Annotated in this window: 19 protein-coding genes; 8 read left to right on the top strand and 11 right to left on the bottom strand. The window is 68.5% G+C overall.

Annotation, left to right across the window (positions count from 1 at the left end):
• Positions 1-151 precede the first annotated feature (151 nt).
• A complete protein-coding gene (locus EV645_RS22945) occupies positions 152-943 on the top strand; it encodes a hypothetical protein (protein WP_130446008.1) in 792 nt (263 codons plus the stop codon).
• 48 nt (positions 944-991) lie between these two features.
• Here the strand turns inward: EV645_RS22945 and EV645_RS22940 are convergent, their stop codons facing one another.
• A complete protein-coding gene (locus EV645_RS22940) occupies positions 992-1336 on the bottom strand; it encodes a sterol carrier family protein (RefSeq protein ID WP_130446528.1) in 345 nt (114 codons plus the stop codon).
• Positions 1337-1425: 89 nt separating this feature from the next.
• Here EV645_RS22940 and EV645_RS22935 point away from each other — a divergent pair, with 89 nt between their 5' ends.
• The gene (locus EV645_RS22935) at positions 1426-2058 is read left to right on the top strand and encodes a hypothetical protein (RefSeq protein ID WP_130446007.1); all 633 of its coding nucleotides are present in this window, start codon (positions 1426-1428) and stop codon (positions 2056-2058) included.
• Here the strand turns inward: EV645_RS22935 and EV645_RS22930 are convergent.
• Complete coding sequence (locus tag EV645_RS22930) at positions 2055-3596, bottom strand: alpha/beta hydrolase (RefSeq protein WP_130446006.1); 1542 nt, start codon at positions 3594-3596, stop codon at positions 2055-2057. The two genes, EV645_RS22935 and EV645_RS22930, sit on opposite strands and share 4 nt — an antisense overlap.
• Complete coding sequence (locus EV645_RS22925) at positions 3593-4615, bottom strand: PSP1 domain-containing protein (RefSeq protein ID WP_130446527.1); 1023 nt, start codon at positions 4613-4615, stop codon at positions 3593-3595. Before EV645_RS22925 ends, EV645_RS22930 begins: the two co-directional genes overlap by 4 nt.
• A gap of 92 nt (positions 4616-4707) precedes the next feature.
• Between EV645_RS22925 and EV645_RS22920 the strand changes: the two genes are divergently transcribed.
• The gene (locus tag EV645_RS22920) at positions 4708-5205 is read left to right on the top strand and encodes an RNA polymerase sigma factor (RefSeq protein ID WP_130446005.1); all 498 of its coding nucleotides are present in this window, start codon (positions 4708-4710) and stop codon (positions 5203-5205) included.
• Positions 5202-5765 carry a hypothetical protein gene (locus EV645_RS22915; RefSeq protein WP_130446004.1) on the top strand — a complete coding sequence of 188 codons (564 nt, stop codon included), beginning with the start codon at positions 5202-5204 and terminating at the stop codon, positions 5763-5765. Before EV645_RS22920 ends, EV645_RS22915 begins: the two co-directional genes overlap by 4 nt.
• Here EV645_RS22915 and EV645_RS22910 read toward each other — a convergent pair whose 3' ends face one another.
• The 5 genes from EV645_RS22910 to EV645_RS22890 form a co-directional block, all read right to left on the bottom strand.
• Positions 5766-6806 (bottom strand): DUF4190 domain-containing protein, encoded by a 1041-nt coding sequence (locus EV645_RS22910; RefSeq protein WP_130446003.1) that lies wholly within the window; start codon positions 6804-6806, stop codon positions 5766-5768.
• A 27-nt stretch (positions 6807-6833) separates the two neighbouring features.
• Complete coding sequence (locus EV645_RS22905; RefSeq protein ID WP_130446002.1) at positions 6834-7502, bottom strand: DUF4190 domain-containing protein; 669 nt, start codon at positions 7500-7502, stop codon at positions 6834-6836.
• Positions 7503-7631: 129 nt separating this feature from the next.
• Positions 7632-8840, bottom strand: a complete 1209-nt coding sequence (locus EV645_RS22900) for a DNA polymerase III subunit delta' (RefSeq protein ID WP_130446001.1) — start codon at positions 8838-8840, stop codon at positions 7632-7634.
• 115 nt (positions 8841-8955) lie between these two features.
• Entirely contained in the window at positions 8956-10941 is a 1986-nt protein-coding gene (tmk, locus tag EV645_RS22895; RefSeq protein ID WP_130446000.1) for a dTMP kinase, read from the bottom strand.
• Between the two features lie 9 nt (positions 10942-10950).
• The gene (locus EV645_RS22890; RefSeq protein ID WP_130445999.1) at positions 10951-12045 is read right to left on the bottom strand and encodes a pyridoxal phosphate-dependent aminotransferase; all 1095 of its coding nucleotides are present in this window, start codon (positions 12043-12045) and stop codon (positions 10951-10953) included.
• Between the two features lie 63 nt (positions 12046-12108).
• On the opposite strand from EV645_RS22890, the gene EV645_RS22885 reads away from it, so the two are divergent.
• From EV645_RS22885 to EV645_RS22875, 3 genes are read left to right on the top strand one after another with little or no spacing between them, the layout of a single operon-like run.
• Entirely contained in the window at positions 12109-13521 is a 1413-nt protein-coding gene (locus EV645_RS22885; protein ID WP_130445998.1) for an aminotransferase-like domain-containing protein, read from the top strand.
• Positions 13522-13558: 37 nt separating this feature from the next.
• Positions 13559-13834, top strand: a complete 276-nt coding sequence (locus EV645_RS22880; protein WP_130445997.1) for a type II toxin-antitoxin system Phd/YefM family antitoxin — start codon at positions 13559-13561, stop codon at positions 13832-13834.
• Entirely contained in the window at positions 13831-14238 is a 408-nt protein-coding gene (locus EV645_RS22875; protein ID WP_130445996.1) for a type II toxin-antitoxin system VapC family toxin, read from the top strand. Before EV645_RS22880 ends, EV645_RS22875 begins: the two co-directional genes overlap by 4 nt.
• Before the next feature lie 8 nt (positions 14239-14246).
• Here EV645_RS22875 and EV645_RS22870 read toward each other — a convergent pair whose 3' ends face one another.
• Together EV645_RS22870 and EV645_RS22865 are read right to left on the bottom strand one after the other, a co-directional pair.
• Positions 14247-17018 (bottom strand): glycoside hydrolase family 2 TIM barrel-domain containing protein, encoded by a 2772-nt coding sequence (locus EV645_RS22870; protein WP_242000585.1) that lies wholly within the window; start codon positions 17016-17018, stop codon positions 14247-14249.
• A 66-nt stretch (positions 17019-17084) separates the two neighbouring features.
• Positions 17085-17516: a Fur family transcriptional regulator gene (locus tag EV645_RS22865; protein WP_130445994.1), complete on the bottom strand. Its 432-nt coding sequence runs from the start codon at positions 17514-17516 to the stop codon at positions 17085-17087.
• 345 nt (positions 17517-17861) lie between these two features.
• Between EV645_RS22865 and EV645_RS41925 the strand changes: the two genes are divergently transcribed.
• Positions 17862-18035, top strand: coding sequence for a hypothetical protein (locus tag EV645_RS41925; protein ID WP_157997134.1), 174 nt, complete (start codon positions 17862-17864; stop codon positions 18033-18035).
• A 6-nt stretch (positions 18036-18041) separates the two neighbouring features.
• On the opposite strand, the gene topA is transcribed toward EV645_RS41925, so the two are convergent.
• Positions 18042-20798, bottom strand: coding sequence for a type I DNA topoisomerase (gene topA, locus EV645_RS22860; protein ID WP_198681789.1), 2757 nt, complete (start codon positions 20796-20798; stop codon positions 18042-18044).
• Between the last annotated feature and the right edge of the window lie 87 nt (positions 20799-20885).

Below are 20885 nucleotides of genomic sequence, written 5' to 3'. Positions count from 1 at the left end.
GAACCTGATTTTCGGCAGCCTTTCGACCACCGTCGAAACATCCGGCGGCGACCCTCGCAGCGGCCTAGCGTGGAACCGATTGGTTGCCTAAGGCGTCAATTTCACCGGCCGGGAACGCCCGGCCGGTTCTCGGGAAACGGAGACGAACCGCATGATCTCGATCAAGTCAGCACGCACCCGGCTGCTCGCCACGCTCGCCGCAGGCGCTGCCGCCGGTGCCACGCTGCTTGTTCCCCCGGCCGCCCAGGCCGCAGGTACTGCGGCCATTTCGGCCACGAGCACGACCGCCGTGTCGTCGCTGCTCAAGCCGGGTGAGTACCTGAAGCCGGGCCAGTACCGTCGCTCGCCCAACGGGATCTACACGCTCATCATGCAGACCGACGGCAACGCCGTCCTCTACAAGGGCCGCACCGCGCTGTGGGGCTCGATGACGAATCGCAAGGCCTCGAGTCTGATCATGCAGCGCGACGGCAACCTGGTCGTCATCTCCGGCCGTACCCCGGTCTGGGCCAGCAACACCGGCGGCAGCACCGGTGCGTACCTGGCCGTGCAGAACGACTCCAACCTGGTCATCTACAACGTCCGCAACAAGGCGGTCTGGTTCCGGCACATGGTGATCGGCACGCTCGGCTCCGGCCGGCTGCTGAACCCCTACGACATGCTGTTCTCGCCCAGCCGGGTCTACCGCCTGCAGATGCAGACCGACGGCAACCTCGTCATGGTGAAGAACGGCAAGACCCCGGTCTGGTCCACCAAGACCGTCAGCAAGGGCGCGTTCGCCGTCATGCAGCAGGACGGCAACTTCGTCGTCTACAGCGCCGCCAAGAAGGCGCTGTGGTCCAGCAAGACCGTCCGCAAGGGCTCCGTGCTCCAGATGCGGGACGACGGCCGCCTGGTGATCGTCTACGGCCGTACGGCGGTTTGGTCGACTTCGGCGCACTGAGTTCCCGAGACGTGAGCCGCGGTGCTGCAGGGGAGCGCCGCGGCTCATTCACGCTCGGACGAGTGGCAGTAGGCCGGTCAGGTCGGTGCGCTCGCCGCTGGCGCGGAGTTTGCCGCTCAACCGGGCGTCGGCCCACGTCGTGCGGCCCAGTGCGACGTCGATCCACAGCTCCGGCGGAAGTTCGATCACCGCGCCCGGCGTACCGCGGGTATGGCGCGGGCCTTCGATGCATTGCACCGCGCCGTACGGCGGGACGCGGACCTCGACGGCGTGACCCGGCGCCTTTGCCACCAGGATTTTCAGCAGTTCCTTCGTGAGCAGTTTCAAGTCGGCGCGCTCCGCCGTACCGTTGTCGTAGCGCTGCAACGCCTGCTGGAACGCGGGTTCGGACATCTCCACGACGTGCCAGCGTACGCGCGGGTTTGCGGTGACGCCCCTCTCGTCAGCGATAATCGGCCGGGAGAGAGGGAAGCGAGGTCGGGATGCTCACGCCCAGGCACCAGGCGCTGCTGATGACGCTGGCGGGAATGACCGTCGGCGTAGCCGTGTTCGGCGCGGTGCTCGCCATCAACGGCGGCAATCCGTTCGCCACCGACAACAACACCTCGGTGGGGATCGTGAGCTCGGCCCCACCCAGCACCCCGGCCTGTGCGGGTTGTCTGGCGCCCGACTCGCTGCACTACATCGTGCAGGACTTCGGCACCGACGACGACCCGGTGTCCGCGGAGGTCCCGGCCGGCTGGAAGAGCGCCCAGGACGGCACCCGGCCGAAGTTCCTCGACCCGACCGGCGTCTGGCAGGTCCGGTTCGACACGCGGGGCAGCAAGCAGACGCCGGATCAGCTGGTTGCCGGCCGCGAGCACAGCATCGACGAGCGCAACCTGAAGGTGCTCAGCCGCGACAACGGCACGCTGGTGTACACCTACACCGACCAGGCCCGCGGTCCGCGGATGGGTCTGTCGCGCTGGATCTCGCTCGACGGCGGCCAGACGTCAGCCGTCGAGATCACCGTCGGCGGCCGCCCACAGGACGAGGCCGGCCTCGTCGCCGTACTGCAGCAGGCGACCGACACCCTCAAACTGCCGGTCGCGCCGGGCGATACCCGCCCCAACTAACACTTGATGTCGGTGGCCGGGGTGTTGCCCTGCACCAGGTAGCTCTCGACGACGTTCTTCACACACGCGTTCCCCGAGAGGTACGCCGTGTGCCCGTCGCCGTCGCGCGTGACCAGGACACCGCTTTCCAGCTGGTGCGCCAGGCTGACGGCCCACTCGTACGGCGTGGCCGGGTCACGCGTCGTACCGACGACCATGATCGGCTTCGCGCCGGCCGCCTTGATCTTGTGCGGCTGGTTGACCGGCTTCACCGGCCAGTTCGCGCAGGACACCGACGACCAGGCGAGGAACTCGCCGAACCGCGGTGACGCCGTCTTGTACGCCGGCAGGTTCGCCTCGATCTGCGCGATCGAGGTGAAGTCGGGGTGATCGAGGCAGTTGATCGCGATATTGACCTCGTTCGAGTTGTCGGCGTACCCGCTCTGCTGACGGTCGGTGTACTCGTCGGCGAGCGCGAGCAGGCGGCCGCCGTTCCCCGCGAGCCCGTCGGCGACGGCGTCCTCGAGGCGCGGCCAGAAGTCCTTCAGGTACAGCGGGTAGATCAGGCCGAGGATGACCAGGGCCTGCGTGACCTTGCGGTTCCCGTCTCCGGGCAGCGGGTTCGCGTCGCTGTCCTTGATCAGCTGGTCGACCTTCGCGAGCACCTCGGTCTTGCTGCTGCCGAGCTTGCAGGACCGCTGTGCGCAGTCCTCCGCGAACGCGTCCAGCGCTTTGTCGAAGCCCTTCGCCTGCGCGATCCCCATCTGCTCGTTGGTGATCGACGGGTCGACCGCACCGTCCAGCACCATCCGGCCGACGTTCTTCGGGAACAGCTCGGCGTACGTCGCTCCGAGGTACGTGCCGTACGACATCCCCATGTAGTACAGCTGCGGGTCGCCGACGATGCCTCGCAGGACGTCGATGTCGCGGGCGGCGTCCTTGGTCGACAGATGCGGCAACAGGCGACCGGAACGTGCTTCACAGGCGGCGGCGAAGGTCTTCGCCTCCTTGTCGAGGTCCGCGATCTCGGCCGCGTTGTCCGGGCTGCCGTCGGCGGCGATCATCGTGTCCAACTGCTCGGTGTCCAGGCACTTGACCGGCGTGGACTCCCCTACGCCCCGCGGGTCCCAGCCGATGATGTCGAACTTCCGCAGCAGCGACGATCCGAACACCAGCCGCGCCTGCCCGGCGAACTCCTGCCCGGACGCACCCGGACCGCCCGGGTTGATGAACAGCGTGCCGAGCCGACCGCCGCGGTCCCGCGCCAGCACCTTCCGGGCCCGCAGCTCGATCGTCTGGCCGGCCGGCTTGGTGTAGTCGAGCGGGACGAGGATGGTCGCGCACTGCTGGTTGGAGCCGCAGCGTTCCCAGTCCGGCTTCTGCTGGTAGAACTTCTCCAGCCCGGCCGGGATCGGTCCCACAGGTGCGCTCGGCGGGTTGCTGCCGATGCCGGGCACCTCGGTGCCGCTGCCTGCGTTCTGGGCGCGACTGGCCACTCCACATCCGCTCGCCAGGACCGCAAGAGCTGCCACCAGTACGGTCGACCTGCGGAATCTCACTGCGCGGTTTCTCCCTCGTCGTCATGGTGCAGGCGGCGGCGCCGGCGCGGTTTCCGAACCCGCCGCTCCTCGCGGGTCTCTTCTTCCGGCGCGGCTGGTGCTGCGGGTTCGGCATTTGATGCTGGTACGGCGTCGGCTGCAGGCGTGACGTCCGGCGTACCGACTGGTTCGATCGGGGCGGCGTCCGGGGTCGTCGTACCGGACGCCTCGTACTGCTGCCGCGGCGAGCACACGTCCGCGCGACTGCAGGCGCAGCGCCGGCCCGACGCCGCCAGCCGGACGACCACGGTGTCGCTCGGCACGTTGTGCCCGACCACCACTCCATCACCCGCGGGGGTCTCCACCGCGGTCCCGAGAGCCGGGGCCTTCGCGTTGAACTCCTGGTAGAGCGGGTGCTCGTACTTCAGGCAGCACATCAGCCGGCCGCACGCGCCCGAGATCTTGAGCGGGTTCAGCGGGAGGTCCTGGTCCTTCGCCATCCGGACGCTGACCGGCTCGAAATCCTTCAGGAACGTCGCGCAGCACAGGTCCCGCCCGCACGGCCCGATCCCGCCCTGCAACCGCGCCTCGTCGCGGGCGCCGACCTGCCGGAGCTCGATGCGGGCCCTGAGCGCCCGCGCCAGGTCCCGCACGAGTTCGCGGAAATCCACCCGGTGCGGGGCCGAGAAGTACACGATCACCAGCTGATCGACATCCGGCCGCCGGTCGACGAAATCGATCCCGACCACCTTCATCGGCAGATCGTGCTGCCGGATCGTCCGCTTCGCGATCACCCGCGCGTCAGCCCGCCGCTGCCGGTTCTGCTCGTCGCGATCCAGATCCTTCGCGCTGGCGATGCCCTCACACAGCGGCAGCCCGCCAACCTCCTCGGTGACGTACTGCGGCGCCCACACGCACTCAGCCACCTCGGGCCCGTCGTCAGTAGGCACGAGCACTTTCTCCCCCACCCGGGGCCGAAACTCACCCGGATCCAGGTAATAAAGCCGCCCGTACCGCTCGAACGACACCGCCATAACCATGCCCACGCCGTCAGAGTACTTGCAGATTGTTCAGGTGGACCCCCAACGTCGCGGGCCCGTTGTTCGTCTGGGTGGGTGAGAGGGGTGGTGAGGTGGCTGACTGGGAGCCTGCGTTCCGGGCATTGCTGGCTTCGCGGGGTGGTGCGCTTCGGAGCTATGCGTATCTGCTGACCGGCGACGCGAGTACAGCCGGCGACCTCGTCCAGGAAGCGCTCACGCGGGTGTTCAGCCGGCGGCGGATCGGTGGGGACGTCAACGAACTCGAGGCGTACGTACGCCGCGCGATGCTCAACCAGTACATCGACAGCCGGCGGCGACTCAGGCGCTGGAACGCGACCCGCCACCTGCTGGTTGACGTACCGCACCACGACGACGACCGGCTGGCGGTGGCGGACGAGGTCCGGCGAGCGCTGGCGACCCTGTCACCGAAGCAGCGCGCGTGCGTCGTACTGCGCTACTACGAAGACCTGCCGGTCACCGAGATCGCAGGCGAGCTCGGCTGCGCCGAAGGCACCGTGAAACGCCACCTGGCCGATGCAAGAGCAAAGCTCGCCACCCAACTCGGCGTCACCGAGGAGAGCACCCCATGACAGACCTACAAGACCTACTCCGCGCAACAGCCGCCGAGGGCAGCAACACCGTCGACCTAGCCGAGGACGCCGTCGCCAACCGCATCCGCCACCGCCGCACCCGCAGCCAACGCCTCACGGTCGTCGGTACGGCGCTGGTCGCCGCCGCGGTCATCGCCGGTACTACGTGGGCCGTCCACCCAGGCGATGGACACCCGCCGACAGCAAGTGGGCCGTCGGCCGCCGCCGTCCCGCCTCGAATCGTCACGTCCGACTACGCCGGTCCCAGTGGCATGGAGGCGCTCCTCGTAGCCACGCTGACCGCCGACGCGAACGGCTGTGTTCGAGCGCAGGCGGGGCAGTCCGAGGTGACTCTCGTGTGGCCCCGCGGGTACACCGTCCGCGGAGACTCGCAATCTTTCGAGATCCTCGACGCCATCGGCAAGGTTGTCGCGCGGTCCGGCGTACGAATCAGCATCGGCGGCGGAGGTGCGGACAGGTTCCAGAACACCTGGACCGGCCGGGAGTGCGCAACCGGCGGCCGACTGTGGATGGTCGGCGGCATCAGCGCCCGGCGCTAGCTAGCGGTGGCTGTCTTTTACTGTGCTGGTTAGCTTTTCGTGGTCGGGGCCGTAGATGGCGCAGACGACCAGGCGATCGTCGTCCTCCCAGATGGAACGGGTGGGGGTCCAGTAGGAGAGGTCCAGCTCGGAGTCGTCGGGGGATTTGCCGACGTAGCTGGTGAACCTGGGGCTGCAGGCGCGGTCGGCGGCTTTGTCGACGCCGTTGTCGCCCGGGTACGGGCCCTCGGGGAGGGTGACGTCGGCGATGACCTCGCCGTCGTGGGCGAGGGTGCACGGTTGGCGAACGACCTCGGCCTCCTCGCTGCCGTCGTCGAAGCATTCGCCGACGGCCAGGTCGTCGACGCTGGTCGTCGGGCCGGTGGAGTACGACGAGACCGGTTCGGGCGATCCGTAGCCCTCGTCGTACGTCGAGCCGAGCACGATCAGGAACCCGATCAGGACGACGTACCCGATCGTCACGAGCGAACCGATCACCAGCCCGGCGATCGCCATCCCCTTGCCGGCCTGCTGGCGGCGCTTGATCTGCACGAGCGCGGCGATGCCGAGACCGATCGCGACCGGCGCGGACAGGCCGATGAAGATCCCGCCGATCCCGGTCGCCAGCGCCGCGGCCGCCAGCCCGTTCGACCCGCCCGACCCCGTGTAGCCGTAGCCATACCCGTACGGCGCCGGCGCCTGCCCGTACTGCGCCGGATACTGCGTTGGATACTGGGTCGGATACTGCGCCGGCCCATACCCCTGCCCGTACGGCGATTGCGGCGGCTGCGGCCCATAAGGAGGCTGCCCATAACTCCCCGGCGGCCCGTACTGCGGCTGCCCTGGAGCGGGCTGTGGTTGCCCAGGAGCCACCCAAGGCGACGAACCGGCCTGCTGAGAATGCGCCTGCTGCGGCCGCCCGTACGTCGGAAACGCCCGCGTCGGGTCCTGGGTTGGGAAGACCTGGGTCGGGTCCTGGGTCGGGAACGACTGGGTGGCGTCCGGGGTGGCGTCGTGCGGCCTGTCCTGCGGACGTTCCGGTTCGTACGGTGGCTGAGTCACGCTACCCCCACTGCTCCCCCGCGGGCATTACCGCTGTGATCCGCGCATCGTACCCGTCAGCTTGGTCCCCGGCATCCCGACCAGACACAGGACGTTGCCGTCAGCAACGTCACGATTTTCCAGTACGACGTAGTACATGTCCAGCTCGGACCGCTCGTACGGCTTCCCGACGAACTCGACGAACGCCCCCGCGCACTGCTGCGTCGCCACCGTCCCGGTCTCTGCGACGGACAGCCCGGCCAGGGCCGCGCTCACCTTCGCGTACGCCTCACCGGTGTGCGGCGCGGCGCAGTCCGCGATCCGCACCAGCTTCAGTGCATCGGCGTCCAGGTCCGCGTCGAAACAACGGCCGACGGCGACCTGCGAGATCGACACCGTCCGGCCGATCCCGGCCCGGTGCTCGCCGACCAGGTTGAGCGTCACCGCGACCGCCGTCGCGATCACCCAGCACAGCGAGACCAGCAACGCGCCGTACGCGAGCCGTTTCCCGCGGCCACCGGACCGTTTGATCCGCCGCAACGCGATCCCGGCAAGCACAACGGCGATCGGCACCATCCCGGGCAGGCTGGTCGCGAGCGCCGCGACGGCGTACCCGTCCTGCTTCTGCTGTGCCGGGGTCGGGACGCCCTCGAGCCATGACTCAGCCGACGGCAACGGCTGCCGCGCAGGCTGGATCTCGGAGGGCGGCTGGTTCATCGGTGTCCGTTCGGCGAAAAGTGCCGAGCGATCTGCTTCACCCGGACACCCAGTCATCGGACCCGCCGGTCTCGGTGTTACACCATCCGCCCAGTTATCGGACGTGCATCCCGGAACGTGACCAACGCCTCAGCGCAGTACCCGGCGCGGGATCGTGAACCCGTCGCTGCGTCCCTCGAACAACGAGACCGTCATCGCTTCCAGCGCGACCAGCGGCGCGACGTTCGCCTCGATCGCTTCGCGGCACATCCCGATCGCGTCGATCCGGCGCACCGTCTGCTCCGGTGTCGTCCGCGCCGCGAGCTGCTCGATGTTCCGATGCAACTCTGCGTTGATCAGCTCGCTACCGGATCGGGTCTGCACGACCAGCACGTCGCGGTACAACGCCATCAGATCCACGAGTGATCGGTCGAGCACATCGCGTTCCCAGCGTTTGGCGCGAGCCTTCTGCTGGTCCTCGAGCTCCTTCAGCGCGGCGTTCGCCTCGCGCGGTTTGGCGCCCTTCGTCCCGACGCCCAGCGCCTGCTCGAGCGCGGCCCGCTCCTTCTCGTCGACCTTCTCGGCGCTGGCCTTCGCCTCGACCTTGGCCGCGTTGACCAGCTGCTGCGCCGCCTTCAGGCACGCACCGAGGTCACGCAACGCGAACGGCACCTCGAGCACCTTGTTCCGCCGCTCGCGGACCTCTTCGTCGCGAGCCAGCGCCCGCGCCCGGCCGATATGCCCCTGCGCGGCCCGCGCGGCGAACCAGGCCAGATCCTGATCCACCTCGAGCTTGCGGCTCAGCATCTCCGCGACCGCGGCGACCGGCGGCGTACGCAGCACCAGCAGGCGGCAACGTGAACGAATCGTCGGTACGACATCCTCGACCGTCGGCGCGCACAGCACCCAGACGGTCCGCGGCGCCGGCTCCTCGATGCTCTTCAGCAAAGCGTCCGCGGCCTGCTCGGTCAGGCGGTCCGCGTCCTCGATCACCATCACCTGCCAGCGGCCCTGCGTCGGGCTCATCGCGGCGCGGCGGACCAGTTCGCGGACCTCGCTGACCCGGATCGACAACAGCTCGGTGCGGATCAACGACACGTCGGGGTGCGCGCCGCTGAGCGTAGTACGGCAGTCGTTGCACTCGCCGCAGCCTTGGTTGGCGCACTGCAACGCGGCCGCGAACGCTCGGCCCGCGTTCGACCGGCCCGATCCCGGCGGCCCGGTGATCAGCCAGGCATGCGTCATGCCGGCGACCGCAGCACCACGTTCTCCACGCAGCACGCCGGCGGCGCCGTCGACAGCCTTCCGCAGTACGGCGACTGCCGGGTCCTGTCCGACCAGGTCGTCCCACACGGTCATGGGGCCTCCCGGCCTGGACTGAGGAGCGGCGGGAGCGAAGCGACCAGAGCGACGAGGGAAGGCCGGGAGTCACAGCCCCATGACCCGCCGCGACGGAGTCGCGGCATCAGTACTGTCATAGGCCCACCTTGGGGAGAATCGGCTGGAGACGGGCGCGGATCTGTTTGGCGATGTCCTCGCGGTCCTGGGACGCGTCGATGACCAGGTAGTACTGCGGCTCCGCGGCCGCCAGCTCGAGGAACGCGTGCCGCACCCGCTCGTGGAACTCGTCGGACTGGGCCTCGATCCGGTCCCGCTCCTCGAATCGGCCGAGACCGCGCTTCGGCGGCAGATCGAGCAGGATCGTGAGGTTCGGCCGGAGGTCGTCGGTGGCCCAGCGGTTCACCCGCTCGACGTCGGACACATCCAGATCACGCCCGGAGCCCTGGTATGCCAGCGCCGAGTCGACGTACCGATCGGTGATCACGACGGCTCCTGCCTTCAAAGCAGGCTTGATCACGGAGTCGACATGCTCGGCCTTGTCGGCGGCGTACAGCAGCGCCTCCGTGCGGTGCGAGATGTCGCCGGTCGCCGGGTCGAGAACGATCTGCCGCAGCGTCTTGCCGAGCTCGGTCGCGCCCGGCTCGCGAGTCAGCAAGACCTGTTGCCCCTGCTCCTCAAGCCATTTCACGAGCAGCGCGGACTGCGTCGACTTGCCGGCCCCGTCGCCGCCCTCGATCGCGATGAACAGCCCCGTCGTCGGGTAGTCACCACGTGTCTTGCCGAAACTCCGCCGTACGTCGCGCCAGAACGGGACACCCGGACGGTCGTCCATCTGCCGCCAGGCGAGCAGGCCGATCACCCCGGCCAGGATCGCGGCCGCGAGCATCGTCATCGAAGCACCGTTGTACGTCGCCGAATGGCCGCGGATCGTCCACGTATGCCGGCCGATCGCACCGGCCGCGAACGGCGCGATCGCCAACGTGACCGCAAGCACCGTGCGTACTGCGGACTGCACGAACGCGAACGTCCGCCCGCGAACGGCATCCGGCACTTCGAGGCCGAGCAAGGTGTAGCCGGAAACCCACGATCCACCGGCGCAGAACCCGAGCAGAATCGCGATCATCGTGGCGATCTCGATCTGCTGGATCAACGCCAGCCCGGCCAGGCAGATGCCCGACCCGACCAACCCAGCCGCGAACAACCGTCGCCGCGACAGCCCGGAGAAGATCCGCGGCGCGAACCCCATCCCCAACGCGAGACCACCGAAGACAGCACCGAACAACACGCCGTACCCAGGATCGCCGGCACCGAGATCCTCGACGTACGTGCGACCCAATCCGATCACGACCGCACCGGCCGCGAATGCGCCTGAGATACCGACCACGAGACCGCGGACCACCGGCGTGCCGGTGACGTAGGACCAGCCCTCGACCATGGTCCGCCACAGCGTCGGATGGTCCTCGTGATCATGCACCGCGCGGCCGATCTCGGCGACCGACACGATCGCGAACGCCGAGACAGCGAACGTCGCGGCGTTCACGTACACCGCAAGATCGATGGAGAAATCACCGGCCCAGCGCGTGACCAGCGTGATCGCGGTGAAGATCACCGCGGCGGGAAGAGCCGTGCCGTACGTCGTGATCAGGCTGATCTGGTTGGCCGCTTCGAGCCGGTGCCGTGGAATCAGGTTCGGCACCGAGGCGTCCTTGGCGGGACCCCAGATCAGGCTGACGATCTCGATCAGCACGGTTGCGACCAGCAGCCAGGTCAGCGTGCCGATGATCGGGATCGTGACGAAGAACGCCGCCCGGATCAGGTCGCCGAGGATCATCGTCCAGCGCCGATCCAGCCGGTCCGCGATCCAGCCGGCCACGGGACCCATCACCAGCGCGGGCAGCACGCGGAGGAACAGCACGCCGCCGATCGCGAAGTTCGCCGCCTGGTAGTTGTCGCCGGCGAACGACTTCGCCATCGCGGTCAACGCCAGCAACCCGATCCAGTCGCCCAGACTCGACAGCCCGAACGCGATCCACAGCCGCCGGAACGCGCGGATCCGCAACACCGCGCGCACATCATGCGCCGGTGCAGGATCGGTCAGCGGGTCATAAGCCTCCGGCACGCCTAAAGACTAGTAGGCAGCATGGACAGCCTCACGCAGCGCATCCAGCGCCGCCTTCAGCTCACCCGCCGCCAGGTACCCGAAGCCAAGCCGGAATACCTGCTCCTGATCCCCGAACCAGCCACCATCAGCCAGCCGCACACCTCGCTCCGCGGCCGCCTGCTTGAACCGCACTGGATCGACGTTCAACCGCACCACGCACAAGGCCCCGGCATCTGGCCGGACCCACTCGACCAGATCGCCGTTCTCTTTCACCCAGTTCTCGGTAATCCGAAGGTTCTCTGCCAGCCAGGACCTTCGTACTCCGAGGATCTGGTCCTCCTGCTCGAGCACCCGCACCGCCAACGCCTCACTCAGCGGCGCCGCGGACACGACCGTGCTGAACTTTCCGGTCGCCAACTGGTCCACCAGCTCGTCATCTGTGCTCACGACCCACCCGATCCGCAACCCGGCGGCCCCGTGACACTTCGACAGCGAGGCCACCGACACGACCTTCGACCCCAGCGACACCGCGGTCTGCGCGATCGGATCATCGCCGTACGCCGCCACCCGGTAGGTCTCGTCGACCATCAAATAGGCGTCCGGACACACCTCGCCCATCGCGATCACGATCTCCTGCAGGGTTTCCAGCGAGATCGCGACACCTGACGGGTTCTGCGGAGTCGTCAGGCTGACCAGCTTGGTCTCCGGTGTGAGCTGCGCCTGTACGGCGTCAGCTGTCACGCGGTATCTGTCGTCGAAGGTCAGCGGAACCACCCGCACGTCAGCGCCGAGCGACGCATAGATGTTGCGTGTGTTCGGAAACAGCGGATTGGTCGTCACGACCTGCCCGCCGCGCTCGAGCATCAGGTAGGACAGCAGGAAGATCCCGTGCATCCCACCGATCGTGACGACGACCTGATCCGGCCGTACGCCGTGCCGATCCGCGATCGCTGCGCGCAGTCGCGGGTCACCAGCCGCCGTACCGTAGCCGAGCTCGAGGTCCGCCAGCTCCGGGGTCAGCAGGTCGGCCAGCCGGAGGTCCGGGCCGTAGCTCTCACCTAGCTCGTGCTGGGCCTGCTCGGCGGTCAGGGACACGATCTCGTTGCGCGGAAAGGTCGGCATACATCCATGGTTCTGGGCTTGGTCTGGCCGCCCCAGAGCCAATCCGGCAGAATTGGTTCGCAGATGAGACCAATCGAGGTAGTCGACCGGTTGGGCCGCTGGTCGTCCGGCCGCGGCCCGCTGTACGTGCTGCTCGCGGCCCGCCTCCGCCACCTGATCGACGACGGCGAACTCCCTCCCGGCGTCCCGCTCCCTCCGGACCGTGCGCTGGCCGGTGCGCTGGCAGTCGGCCGTACGACGGTGGTCGCCGCGTACGACCTGCTCCGCGCCGAGGGCCGGATCACTCGCCGGCAGGGCAGCGGCACGCGCGTGGCCGGCGTACCGTCCGGAGGACCGGTCGAGGACGCTCCGGTCGACCCGATCTTCCTGGACTCGCTCGAGGCGCGCGACGACAACGTACTGCTCGCCGTCTGCGCCGCCCCCGGCGATCCGCCGCCGCAGCTTGCCGAGGCGTTCGTGGAGATCGCCCCGGAGCTCAGTCGGATCAGCGACGACATCGGCTACTACCCGTACGGTCACCCGGCGCTGCGGAAGGCGCTGGCGGACCGCTACTCGGCCCGCGGCGTACGGACGTCCTTCGAGCAGATCATGGTCACCAACGGCGGCCAACAGGCCCTGTCGCTGCTGGCGCATGCTCTGGTGTCTCCCGGCGACCAGGTGCTCGTCGAGGCGCCGACGTACCCGGGCGCGCTAGAGGTGTTCCGCGAGGAAGGCGCAGTACTGCGTGGTCTGCCGGTCGGGCTGGACGGGTTCGAGGCGGCGGTGCGGGAGCGGCGTCCTGCGCTTGCCTACGTGATCCCGACGTACCAGAACCCGACCGGCTCGGTGATGTCTGCGCTGCCCCGCCAGCGGCTGGCCGGCGCCGGTATCCCGCTGATCGAGGACGAAGTACCAGCTGATCTTGGCTTCCCTGGTGAGGTGGAGCCCACGCCACTGGCGGCGTACTCCGACTCGGTCATCTCGATCGGCTCACTCAGCAAGAGCATCTGGGGCGGCCTGCGCATCGGCTGGATCCGCGCGTCCACACCCCTGATCAACCGCCTGGCCCGCCTCCGCGCGGTACACGACCTGGGCGGCAACGTCCCGACCCAGCTGGCCGCCGTACATCTGCTGCCACTCCTGGACGGTCCTGACCTCCACGACACCCTCAGGTGCCGCCACGACCACCTGCACAAACTCCTCACGCAGGCCTTCCCCTCGTGGGACATCCCAACGGTCACCGGCGGCCAGTGCCTCTGGGTCCGTCTCCCGTACGGCGACGGCACGTCCTTCGCCCAGACCGCCCTACGCCACGGTCTAGCCATCCTCCCCGGCGCCGGCCTCGACGTCACCGGCGCCAGCGACTCCCACGTCCGCCTACACTTCCGAGCCCCCGAACCAGCCCTGACCGAAGCGGTCCACCGCCTCGCCAAAGCCTGGTCCGCCTACCACCCACCGACCACCCGCGTCCGCCCCCGCCCCTCGATCGCGATCTGACTGGCAGGCGTAGAACACAACGTTCTACACTTGTGCCATGGACAGCATCCCCGTGCGTGAACTCAACCAGCACACCAGCGCCGTGCTGGCGCGGGTTGCCAACGGCGAGTCCCTCGAGATCACCGTCAGCGGCCACCCGGCGGCACGCCTCGTCCCGATCGACGACAGCACCAGCATCCGGGCCGACTTGATTCGTCGCGGCCGGTTGATTCCCGCGAGCAATCCGGGACCACTCGTCCTTCCTGCAGGCGAGCCGGATCTGTCGGTCGACTCGACCGAAATCATCTCGGACCTTCGTGAGGAGCGTCTGTGATCTTCCTCGACTCGGCCGCGATCGTGAAGATGATCCGCCGGGAGGCGGAAAGCGCAGCACTCGAGACCTGGCTGGCGAACCAGGACGACAAGGATCTCGTGGCATCGTCCTTGGTGCTCACCGAGGTTCCCCGTGCATTGCGCCGATCCGATCCAAGCCGGCTCGCAGCCGTGCCGACGGTCCTGGCCAGGCTCGACCGAGTCCCCGTCGACGACACGGTCCTTGCGACGGCAGCGGCTTACTCCGACCCGATGCTACGAACTCTCGACGCCATCCATCTGGCGACGGCGCAATCCCTCGTCCTCGAAGGCATCTCTCTGACGGCGCTGGTCACCTACGACAAGCGCCTCCTGGCAGCCGCCGACGACATTGGCCTGCCGACGGCTGCACCGGGCTCCAGCTGATCCGCCAGTCAGCTGGTGAAGCGGAGGGTGAGGGTTGCGGGGGCGGTCTTCAGCTTGTCCCGGTCGGGGAGGGCCGGGCCGCAGGCGGCTGTGCCTACGCCGGTCTGGGCGATGTCGAGCGTGACGTAGGTGGTGTCGCCGGCGACCAGGTCCGGGGTGTGCTTGGCCGTCTCCAACGCCTGGCTGGTCCAGTCGCGGACGGTCAGGCCGAAGAGCTCGTCGACTGCCTCGATGCGCAGACCGTCCAGCTGGGTCCAGCGGGTGTCGATGCGGTGGCCGTTCTCCTGGGGGCGGACGTACGGCGTCTGCAGCTCGGCGACTGTGGCAGAATACTTGCCGACCGCAGCAGCTTCGCGCGTGTCGACGTACGCCTCGTTGGGGCCGGTGCCGAACCACTCGACCCGCTCCACCTTCGGCAGCTCGAATGTGATGCCGAGCCGCGGCAGTACCTCCGGGAACAGGCCTTCGGGTACGACACTGAGCTCGAGCACCACGCCGTTGTCGACGGCCGTCCAACGCCACGTACTACGCAGACCCCACTGGAGCGCGGGCGGCGCCGTCCGGGTGACAACCTCCCAAGCACCGTCACGCTCACCCTGCGAAACGATGCGGTGCTGCACCCGGTGCAACCCCTGCTCCCGCCAGGCCGCCGCAACCCCAGGAATCGCATCGTTGTCGATAGGCGCCCGCCAAACATCCAGCCGGATGTTCTGCAGACCAGCGATGTTGATGCCCTGCACACCAGCAGTTCCTTCGGCCGGCGAACCAGCAGGAACAGCAGCAGCCGGAGCCGGCTCGTCCAGGCGGATCTGACCCCACGCGACCCGGTGACCGGCCTCGGCCCATGGGGTCGGCTCGGCCAGCTCGGCGGTCACCGTCAGCCAGGCCTCCGCCCGCTCGCTTTGCTTCAGGACGCCCGGCGGCAGCTCGATCGAGACTGTCTCGCCGGGCGCGATCACCGGGAACGGCAGGTTGCCGTCGGCCACAACCTCGCCCTCCGCCTCAACCCGGGCCTGGAGGCGGAGGTGGCTCGTGTCCAGCACCTCGTAGCGGTTGGTGATCGACACACGGTTGCCATCAGCAACGATCCGCAGCGGCTCGATCACCTTGATGTACTCGTGCATACCCGGCGACGGCGTCCGGTCCGGGAACAGCAGCCCGTCGCAGACGAAGTTGCCGTCGTGGATCGTCTCGCCGAAGTCCCCGCCGTACGCGTAGACCTCGCGCCCGTCGATCGTCGTCCGCAGACCGTGGTCGATGAACTCCCAGATGAATCCGCCCTGGCAGCGCGGGTACTTCTCGAACACCTCGCGGTAGTCGAGCAGCCCACCCGGCCCGTTGCCCATCGCATGCCCGTACTCACACAGGATGAACGGCAGGTTCCGGTAGAGGCTGTTGTCCGCCCCGATCTCCGCGCACCCCTCCGGCGAGGTGTACATCCGCGAGTAGATGTCGACGAACTCCGCCTCGGTGTCGCGCTCGTAGTGCACCGGCCGTGACGGGTCGAGCTCCTTCACCAGGTCGTACATCGCCTTGAGGTTCTCGCCCATCCCGCACTCGTTGCCGAGCGACCAGATCACGATCGACGGGTGGTTCTTGTCGCGGTGCACGGTACGCCGCATCCGATCGACCAGGTCGTCGCGGAAGCGCGGATCCATCACCGGGTTCGGCAGCTTCGGCGGCTGCGGCTCGTACCCGAACCCGTGCGACTCCAGATCGCACTCGTCGATCACGTACAACCCGTACTCGTCGCACAGCGCCAGGAAATGCGGGTGCGGCGGGTAGTGGCTCGTGCGGACCGCGTTGATCCCGGCCCGCTTCATGATCAGTACGTCGTCCAGCATGTCCTGCTCGGTCAGCGTGCGACCTCGGTCAGGGTGGAACTCGTGCCGGTTGACGCCGTTGAACAACACCCGATTGCCGTTGACCGTGAAGATCCCGTCGACGATCGCAACGGTCCGGAACCCGATCCGCAGCCGCACCTCGCCGCCCGCGGTCCGCAGTACGGCGTCGTACAACCGCGGCACCTCGGCGCTCCACGGCTCGACACCCTCGACGCGCGTGTGCTCACCGGTCGGGAGCTCCAGCCCGAGCTCCGGCACGCTGACGGTACCCGGCACGTCCGACTCGACGAGCAGCGTGCCCGCGCCGTCGATGTGGTCCCACGCGGCCTTGACGAAGACGTCGGTCGGCGCGTCCGGGCGAAGTGCGAGCAGGTTGACCTCGCGGAAGATCCCGGACAGCCACCACATGTCCTGATCCTCGACGTAGCTCCCGACCGACCACTGGTGCACCCGGACCGCGATCCGTGCTTCCTTGCCTGGGGCAACCAGCGAGGTCAGGTCGAACTCCGACGGCAGCCGGGACCCCGACGACCAGCCGACCTCCGAGCCGTTCACGTGGACCGCGAACCGCGAGTCCACGCCCTCGAACCGCAGCACGATCCGCGCGCCGTCCCAGTTCGCCGGCACCGTCACGGTCCGGACGTAGTCGCCGGTCGGGTTGTCGGTCGGCACATACGGCGGCTCGAGCGGGAACGGGTAGACCACGTTCGTGTACGCCGGGGCGCCGTATCCGCTCAGCTGCCAGTGACCCGGGACGGCGATCGTGTCCCAGCCGGACGTGTCCGGGTCCTTCAGGTCGTCCGGCGCGTCCGCCACCGTCGGCGACAGGCGGAAGCTCCAGTCCCCGCTGAGCGCCAACCGCCCGGAGTCGTCGTCCAGCCAGGCGCGCGGCGCCAGCACGTTCTCACCGGAGGCAAAGTCCTCGACATAGGTCACAGACCCAGACTGTAAGCCAACTCTGTTCATGAATCCACACCGATGAACAGATATGGACAGCGGACCTCACGGCTGGCAGTTCTTGCACACTCCGACGAGGGCCACCTGCTCGGGCGCGAGGTGGAACCCGAGCTCGCGGGCGAGCTTCTTCCGGGCCGATTCGAGGACGTCGCCCGGGGCGTCGTACACCGTGCCGCACTCCGAGCAGCGCAGGTGCAGGTGACGCGGGGCCAGATCGCCGGCCAGGTGGTACGTCGTACCGGCCCGCCCGAGGTGGACGTGCGTGACGAGACCGAACTCACCGAGCGCGTCGAGCGCCCGATACACGGTCGCGCGGTGGATCCCCGGCCGCAACTGCTCGGCCCGCTCGCCGATCTGCTCCGCGCTCAGATGCTCCTCGGTGCCGGCCAGCACCTCGACCACCGCAAGCCGAGCAGGCGTAACCCGCTCCCCCCGCTCACGCAACCGCTGCGCGCTGACCTCGGCCGCACTCGTCATCCGCGCGCTCCTTTTGCGATTGCGTCTCGTCCTGGCTTGCGGCCACCTGCGGGCCCGAACCCAATGTACTTTCCGGGTACTACGTCTCACACCTGGGGGAACTCCGATGAGTGACCAGTCGAACGCAGTCGCCCGGCGGGGCGCCGCCGAGCTGCGCGGTGTCGTACAGAACGTGCAGTACCGCTCCGAGGGCCGCTCCGACAACGGCTCGATCCAAGTGCTGACCTTCCGGCTCGCCCAGCACGACAGCGTCGGGCAACCGCAGCAGCCCGTGCTTGTCGAATTGCGCGCGACCGCTCTCGAGGGGCAGGTCGTCGACGGCGAAGAGGTGACCGTCACCGGGAAGTGGCGAAGCGGACGCATCGTCGCCAAGGACTCGTCAGCCAGTCCACCGGCGCCGCGGTTCGCGCCCGGCGGCCACCACTGTGGGTGGCCGTGCCAGTCGCGATCATCTTCGCCGCGTTCTTCGCGTTCGTGCTCTACTTCATCGTCCGCGGCTTCAGCAGCTTCGGCGGCTGACGCCCGTCAGCTCTTCTTGGCGGGCGCCTTCTTGGTCGTCGTCTTCTTGGCGGTGGCCTTCTTCGCCGTCGTCTTCTTGGCGGTGGCCTTCTTCGCCGTCGTCTTCTTCGCCGTCGTCTTCTTGGCCGTCGTCTTCTTCGCGGTGGACTTCTTCGCGGTCTTCTTCACCGGACCGCGGGCTCGCTTGTCCGCCAGCAGTTCAGCCGCGCGGAGCAGCGAGATCGTTTCGACCGCGTCGTCCTTGCGGAGCGTCGCGTTCGTCTCGCCGTCGGTGACGTACGGGCCGAAACGGCCCTCCTTCACCACCACCGGCTTCTTGGACTCCGGGTCCTCGCCGAGCTCCTTCAGCGGCGGGGCAGCGGCGCGACGACCGCGCTGCTTCGGCTCGGAGTAGATCTTCAGCGCCTCGTCGAGCGTGATGTCGAACATCTGCTCCTCGGTCGCCAGCGACCGCGAGTCCGTGCCCTTCTTCAGGTACGGCCCGTAGCGCCCGTTCTGCGCGGTGATCTCGTCGCCCGACTCCGGGTCCTTGCCGACCACGCGCGGCAGCGACAGCAGCTTCATCGCGTCGTCGAGGCCGACGTTCTCCAGCGTCATCGACTTCAGCAGCGACCCGGTCCGCGGCTTGGCGCTCTTCGGCGCGTCCTCCGGCAGCACCTCGGTCACGTACGGCCCGAAGCGCCCGGCCTTGGCGACAACGCGCAGGCCGGTGTCCGGCGCAGTACCGAGGTCGAGCTCGACGCCCGACGGCTGGGCCAGCAACTCGTGGGCCTTGTCGACGGTCAGCTCGTCCGGCGGCAGGTCCTCCGGCACGTTCGCGCGCCGCTCGTCCTTGTCCTCGACGTACGGCCCGTACCGCCCGACGCGGAGCACGATGCCCGAGTCGTCGCCGCCGACCGGGAACGTGGACATCTGGCGGGCGTCGATGTCGCCGAGGTCGGTGACCATCGACTTCAGGCCCTCGAGGTTGTCGTCACCGAAGTAGAACCGCGACAGCACACCCTCGCGCTGCAGGTCACCGGCCGCGACCTCGTCGAGCACGTCCTCCATCGTCGCGGTGAACGCGTAGTCCACCAGCCGGGTGAAGTGCTCCTCGAGCAGCCGGACGACCGCGAACGCCAGCCAGGCCGGAACCAGGGCCTGACCCTTCTTGTAGATGTACCCGCGGGCCACGTTGGTGCCGAGGATCGTCGCGTACGTCGACGGGCGGCCGATCTCGCGCTCTTCCATCTCGCGGATCAGCGTGGCTTCGGTGTAGCGCGCCGGAGGCTTGGTCTCGTGCCCGGACGCGACCACCTCGGACGCGGGCAGTACGTCGCCCTCGGTCACGTCGGGCAGCCGCGTCTCCTGGTCGTCCGTGCCGGCGGACGGGTCGTCCGCGCCCTCGACGTACGCCTTGAGGAACCCGTGGAAGGTGATCACCCGGCCCGACGAGGTGAACTCGCACTGCTCGCCGGTCGCCGCGGTCGCGTCGATCTTGATCGAGACGCTGTTGCCGACCGCGTCCCGCATCTGGGACGCGATCGTCCGCATCCAGATCAGCTCGTAGAGCCGGAACTCGGTGCCGCTCAGACCGGTCTGGGCCGGTGTCTGGAACGTCTCGCCGGCCGGCCGGATCGCCTCGTGCGCCTCCTGGGCGTTCTTCACCTTGGAGGTGTAGACGCGCGGCTTGTCCGGCAGGTACGACGCGCCGTACAGCTCGCGGACCTGCGCCCTGGCGGCGGTGATCGCGGTGTCCGACAGCGTCACGCTGTCGGTACGCATATAGGTGATGTTGCCGTTCTCGTACAGCCGCTGGGCGACCTGCATGGTCTGCGAGGCGGACATGCCGAGCTTGCGGCCTGCCTCCTGCTGCAGCGTGGTGGTCCGGAACGGCGCATACGGCTTGCGCGTGTACGGCTTGGACTCGATCGACCGGACGGTGAACTGCGACTCCCGCAGCGCGCCGGCCAGCGCGGTCGCGGTCGCCTCGTTCAGATGGACGGTGTTCGCGCCCTTGAGCTCACCGACCGAACTGAAGTCGCGGCCCTGCGCCACCCGCTTGCTGTCCACCGAGACCAGGCGGGAGGGGAAGAGTCGCGGATTCCGGTCCTCGCCGGCGTCCAGCGTGGCGTCGAGGTCCCAGTACGAGGCGCTGCGGAACGCGATCCGCTCGCGCTCGCGGTCGACCACCATCCGGATCGCGACCGACTGGACCCGGCCCGCCGACAGCCGCGGCATGACCTTCTTCCACAGCACCGGGGAGACCTCGTACCCGTACAGCCGGTCGAGGATCCGGCGCGCCTCCTGGGCGTCGACCAGGTCCTCGTCGATGTCCCGGGCGTTGCCGACCGCGTCCTGGATCGCCTTCGGCGTGATCTCGTGGAAGACCATCCGCTTGACCGGGACCTTCGGCTTCAGCTCCTCGAGCAGGTGCCAGGCGATCGCCTCGCCCTCGCGGTCCTCATCTGTCGCCAGGAAGAGCTCGTCGGCGCCCTTGAGCAGGTCCTTGAGCTTGCGGATCTGCGCCTTCTTGTCGGCCGGTACGACGTACAGCGGGTCGAAGTGCTCGTCGACGTTCACGCCCAGGCGTGCCCACGGCAGGCCCTTGTACTTCGCCGGGATCTCGTCCGCTCCGCTCGGCAGGTCGCGGATGTGGCCGAAGCTGGACTCCACCACGTACCCGGACCCGAGGAAGCCGGCGATCATCCGCGCCTTCTTCGGCGACTCGACGATCACCAGACGGGTCCCGGCCGCTGTTTTGGTCCCTGCTGCCCCTGCCACTGCGCTCCCTACTCTCGTCCTGCCGACATCGCGCCCGCCCTCAGCTCTGTTCCCCCGGGCACAGACCGACCCGACCCGAGGACAGAG

Source organism: Kribbella rubisoli, assembly GCF_004217145.1.
Taxonomy (GTDB): Bacteria; Actinomycetota; Actinomycetes; order Propionibacteriales; family Kribbellaceae; genus Kribbella; species Kribbella rubisoli.
This window is presented reverse-complemented; position numbering and strand designations above follow the sequence as displayed.

Bases quoted from the DNA above. Each gene is read 5' to 3' on its own strand.
- EV645_RS22945 (WP_130446008.1), top strand. From the start codon at position 152: ATGATCTCGATCAAGTCAGCACGCACCCGGCTGCTCGCCACGCTCGCC.
- EV645_RS22940 (WP_130446528.1), bottom strand. From the start codon at position 1,336: ATGTCCGAACCCGCGTTCCAGCAGGCGTTGCAGCGCTACGACAACGGT.
- EV645_RS22935 (WP_130446007.1), top strand. From the start codon at position 1,426: ATGCTCACGCCCAGGCACCAGGCGCTGCTGATGACGCTGGCGGGAATG.
- EV645_RS22925 (WP_130446527.1), bottom strand. From the start codon at position 4,615: ATGGTTATGGCGGTGTCGTTCGAGCGGTACGGGCGGCTTTATTACCTG.
- EV645_RS22915 (WP_130446004.1), top strand. From the start codon at position 5,202: ATGACAGACCTACAAGACCTACTCCGCGCAACAGCCGCCGAGGGCAGC.
- EV645_RS22905 (WP_130446002.1), bottom strand. From the start codon at position 7,502: ATGAACCAGCCGCCCTCCGAGATCCAGCCTGCGCGGCAGCCGTTGCCG.
- EV645_RS22900 (WP_130446001.1), bottom strand. From the start codon at position 8,840: ATGACCGTGTGGGACGACCTGGTCGGACAGGACCCGGCAGTCGCCGTA.
- EV645_RS22890 (WP_130445999.1), bottom strand. From the start codon at position 12,045: ATGCCGACCTTTCCGCGCAACGAGATCGTGTCCCTGACCGCCGAGCAG.
- EV645_RS22885 (WP_130445998.1), top strand. From the start codon at position 12,109: ATGAGACCAATCGAGGTAGTCGACCGGTTGGGCCGCTGGTCGTCCGGC.
- EV645_RS22880 (WP_130445997.1), top strand. From the start codon at position 13,559: ATGGACAGCATCCCCGTGCGTGAACTCAACCAGCACACCAGCGCCGTG.
- EV645_RS22865 (WP_130445994.1), bottom strand. From the start codon at position 17,516: ATGACGAGTGCGGCCGAGGTCAGCGCGCAGCGGTTGCGTGAGCGGGGG.